General features: G+C 65.9%; 3 protein-coding genes. All 3 read right to left on the bottom strand.

Annotated features, from left to right (window positions below; translation table 11 throughout):
- Nucleotides 1-323 (bottom strand): PPE family protein (locus tag AC2VOU_RS05380; RefSeq protein WP_486956433.1); only part of this gene is annotated, 323 nt, incomplete at its 3' end.
- Between the two features lie 545 nt (nt 324-868).
- Complete coding sequence (locus AC2VOU_RS05375) at nt 869-2,143, bottom strand: pyridoxal phosphate-dependent aminotransferase (protein ID WP_486956432.1); 1,275 nt, start codon at nt 2,141-2,143, stop codon at nt 869-871.
- A 46-nt stretch (nt 2,144-2,189) separates the two neighbouring features.
- Nucleotides 2,190-4,050, bottom strand: a 1,861-nt coding sequence (locus AC2VOU_RS05370; protein ID WP_486956431.1) for a (Fe-S)-binding protein, incomplete at its 5' end; no start/stop codon positions are given.

Genomic DNA, 4,050 nt, shown 5'->3' with positions numbered 1-4,050 from the left:
TCCACCGGCGGAACGGTCATCGCGAATGCGGTGTCGTAGGCGCTCGCGGCGCTAGAGGCCTGGGCTGCGGTGTGCTCGGCCTGTGCCCCCGTCACCGTCATCCAGGTGATGTAGGGGTCGACGGCGGCGGCCATCGTGGCCGATGTCGGCCCGAGCCACTCATCATCCAGGACGTCGATCGTCGACTGGTACTGGATTGCCGAGGACTCGAGTTCGGCGGCGAGCAGATTCCATGCCGCCGACGCCGCCCGCATGGATGCCGAGCCGGGCCCAGAATACATTCTCCCCGAATTGATTTCGGGTGGTAGCGCGCCAAAATCCATGATCAGTTTCCTGACCTGGACGGTGTCGAGGTACACGATCGGTTGCGGTCGGCCGTTGCTGCGGGCGACTGCGCCTGCTGTGCAACAGAAAACATCGCAACTCTCCTTTCGATAAAGCTGGTTTATTCAGATCCACAGGTGCGTGACGTGAGTCATCCGCGTGGTGCGTGAAGGCTTGCCGGGGGAATCAACCGTCAGTCGATACGCCGCACCCCGTGATCAGTTCGTGTGCATCGCCGAACAACTCGTGTAACCACTGCTGTGTGGCAAGACGACAAGGCGGAAGCATCGGCGGCAATGTGATCCATTGTGGGCCCAACCTCTACCGCGGCGCGCGGTCTACGGCCAGGTTCATAGAAAGTTCAAACTTTCCGCGCGGAAGTCCACCAGGCCCCGGTAGTGCGGCGCGAATTCGCCGGAACTGCACAGTGAACGGTGTGACGCCGACAGGTGAATAGCACGCCACCGGGGTCAGTGCCCGGGACATCGGGGCCGCAGTTGTCGACGTGCATGGCCCGGGCACCCACCCGACGAGGGCAGGTCCGCTACGGGCGGTAGCTGACCAGGAAGTTGCCCAGCCGCTCGATGGCGTGAGCCAGATCACGCGACCACGGCAGTGTGACGATCCGCAGGTGATCTGGTGCGGGCCAGTTGAATCCGGTTCCCTGGGTGACGAGGATCTTCTCCTGCAACAGCAGATCGAGGACGAGTTGCTCGTCGTCGACGATCTCGTACACCTCGGGGTCGAGCCGAGGGAACGCGTACAGCGCGCCGGCGGGTTTGACGCAGGACACGCCGGGGATTTCGTTGAGCTTGGACCAAGCGACGTCGCGCTGTTCGAGCAGTCGTCCGCCGGGCAACACCAAATCGTCGATGCTCTGATGGCCGCCCAGTGCTACCTGAATCGCATGCTGCGCAGGAACATTCGGGCACAGCCGCATATTGGCCAGCAGGTGAATGCCCTCGATGAAGCTGCTGGCATGATCTTTGGGGCCGGTGATGGCCAGCCAGCCGGCCCGATATCCGGCTACCCGGTAAGCCTTTGACAGCCCGTTGAACGTCAGGCACAACAGATCCGGTGCCACCGATGCCAGACTGATGTGTTCGGCGTCGTCGTAGAGGATCTTGTCGTAGATCTCGTCGGCGAGTAGCAGCAGCTGGTGCTTGCGCGCCAAATCGGTTATCTGCGTGAGGATTTCGCGGCTGTAGACCGCGCCGGTGGGATTATTTGGGTTGATCACGACCAGCGCTTTGGTGCGTTCGGTGATCTTCGACTCGATGTCGGCGACGTCTGGTTGCCAGCCTTGGGTTTCGTCGCACAGGTAGTGCACCGGTGTGCCGCCCGCCAGCGACGTCGAGGCGGTCCACAGCGGGTAGTCCGGCGCCGGGATCAGCACCTGGTCGCCGTTGTCCAGCAGGGCCTGCAGGGTCAGCGTGATCAGCTCGGAGACCCCGTTGCCCAGGTAGACGTCGTCGACGTCGAACCGCGGAAAATCCTGGACCAGCTCGTAGCGGGTCACGACCGCGCGCCGAGCCGGCAGAATGCCCTTGGAGTCGGAGTAGCCCTGCGCGTAGGGCAGCGCTTGGATCATGTCGCGCATGATGACGTCCGGGGCGTCGAATCCGAACGGCGCGGGGTTGCCGATGTTCAGCTTGAGGATGCGGTGCCCCTCGGCCTCCAGCCGGGCGGCGTGATCGTGCACCGGCCCACGGATCTCATAGAGGACGTCCTGCAGCTTCGATGACTGCGCAAACGTCCGCTGCCGCGGCTGGTGCCCCGCGTTCTGCCATGGCAGCTGGTGAGTCGTCACACCACCCATGGTGCCATGACTGTCGAGCTATTTAGTAATTCTTTCGACGGCCTGATCAGCGCTTACCCGGTGGACGGGCCCCGCGGGCGATGCCCAGCCCCTTGACCGGAGGCGCCGCCGGAGTGTCTTTGCCATCGCCGTCGCTGCTTTCGGCGGGCTCGGGTTGCGGTGGCTCCTGCGCCGCGGGCTCCGACGCGGCCGCGGGTGCCGGGGCCGGTGCGGCGGCCTTCTTGGCGCCGGGGCGCTTTGCCCCTGCCGCAATACCGAGGCCCTTGACCGGGGCAGCCGGCGCCTTGGCCGCTGCGGCCGGCTCGGACTTCGTCTCGGGCTCGGCAGGAGGCGCCGACGGCGCTGCGGCTTCGGGTTTTGCGGCGGTCGCCTTCTTCGCACCCGGACGCTTGGCGCCACCGGCGATACCGAGCCCCTTGACCGGGGCGGCCGGGGTCTTGGCCTCGGGAGCCTTTTCTTCGGACCCCGACGCAGCATGCGCCGCTTCGGCTTTGGGCGCCGTTTTCTTGGCGCCGGGTCGTTTGGCGCCACCGGCGATACCCAGCCCGGTCACCGCCTTGGCCGCGGTCTTGTCCTCCTCCGGTGCGGCGGCCTCCGGGGCAGAGGTTTCCTCGGCCGGGGCGGTCGATGCCTTGGGCTCGGCCTTGTGGGCGTGGTCTGTACGCTCGGCGGCGGTCTTGGCGGCAGCACCCTTCTGCGGCAGGGTGAACGTGCTGTGGTCGAGCGACTCGAGCAGCAACTGCGCCACGTCGCGGACGTCAACGCCCTCGCGGCCCGCGGCCTCCTGGCGGTCGTTGACGCCGTCGCTGACCATCACCCGGCAGAACGGGCAGGCGGTCGCGATCGTGGTGGCGCCGGTGGCCAGCGCCTCGTCGACGCGTTCGTGGTTGATCCGCTTGCCGATGTGCTCTTCCATCCACATCCGCGCGCCACCTGCGCCACAGCAGAAGCTGCGGTCGGCGTGCCGCGGCATCTCGGCCAGCTTGGCTCCGGCCGCGCCGATCAGCTCGCGGGGTGCCTCGTAGACCTTGTTGTGCCGGCCCAGGAAGCACGGGTCGTGATAGGTGACGTCTTGCGAGACGGGGCTCACCGGGACCAATTGCTTGTCGCGGACCAGACGGTTCAGCAGCTGGGTGTGGTGCAGCACGGTGTAGTTGGCGCCCAGCTGCTTGTACTCGCGTCCCAGGGTGTTGAAGCAGTGCGGGCAGGTGACCACGATTTTGCGGTCGACGGTCTCGACACCTTCGAACAGATCGTCGAGGCTGTCCTTGGCTTGGGCGGCCAGCTGCTGGAACAGGAACTCGTTGCCGGAGCGGCGGGCCGAGTCGCCGTTGCAGGTCTCACCGGTACCCAGCACCAGATACTTCACGCCGGCGGCGGCCAGCAGTTCGGCGACGGCCTTGGTGGTCTTCTTGGCCTTGTCGTCGTAGGCGCCGGCGCAGCCCACCCAGAACAGGTATTCGAAGCCCTCGAAGCTGTCGACGTCTTCGCCGTAGACCGGGACGTCGAAGTCGACCTCGCTGATCCAGTTGGTCCGGTCAGCTGCGTTCTGTCCCCACGGATTGGCTTTGGTTTCAAGGTTTTTGAACAACACCGAGAGCTCCGAGGGGAACTCGGACTCCATCATCACCTGGTAGCGGCGCATGTCGACAATGTGGTCGATGTGCTCGATGTCCACCGGGCACTGTTCGACGCAGGCACCGCAGTTCACGCAGGACCACAGCACGTCGGGGTCGATCACACCGCCTTGTTCGGCGGTGCCGACCAGCGGCCGGGCCGCCTGCTCGGGCCCGTGTCCGGGCACCCGGCCGAAGCCGGACTCGGGTACGTGGTGGCCCTCGTCGTGCGCGGTCTCGAGATCCAGGCCCTCAAGCGGCTCGGCTTTCTTCTCGCCGAGGATGTAGGGC

This window comes from Mycobacterium sp. TH-M25, from assembly GCF_057473665.1.
The sequence above is the reverse complement of the archived record's forward strand: the minus strand, read 5'-3'. Positions and strand labels throughout refer to the sequence as shown.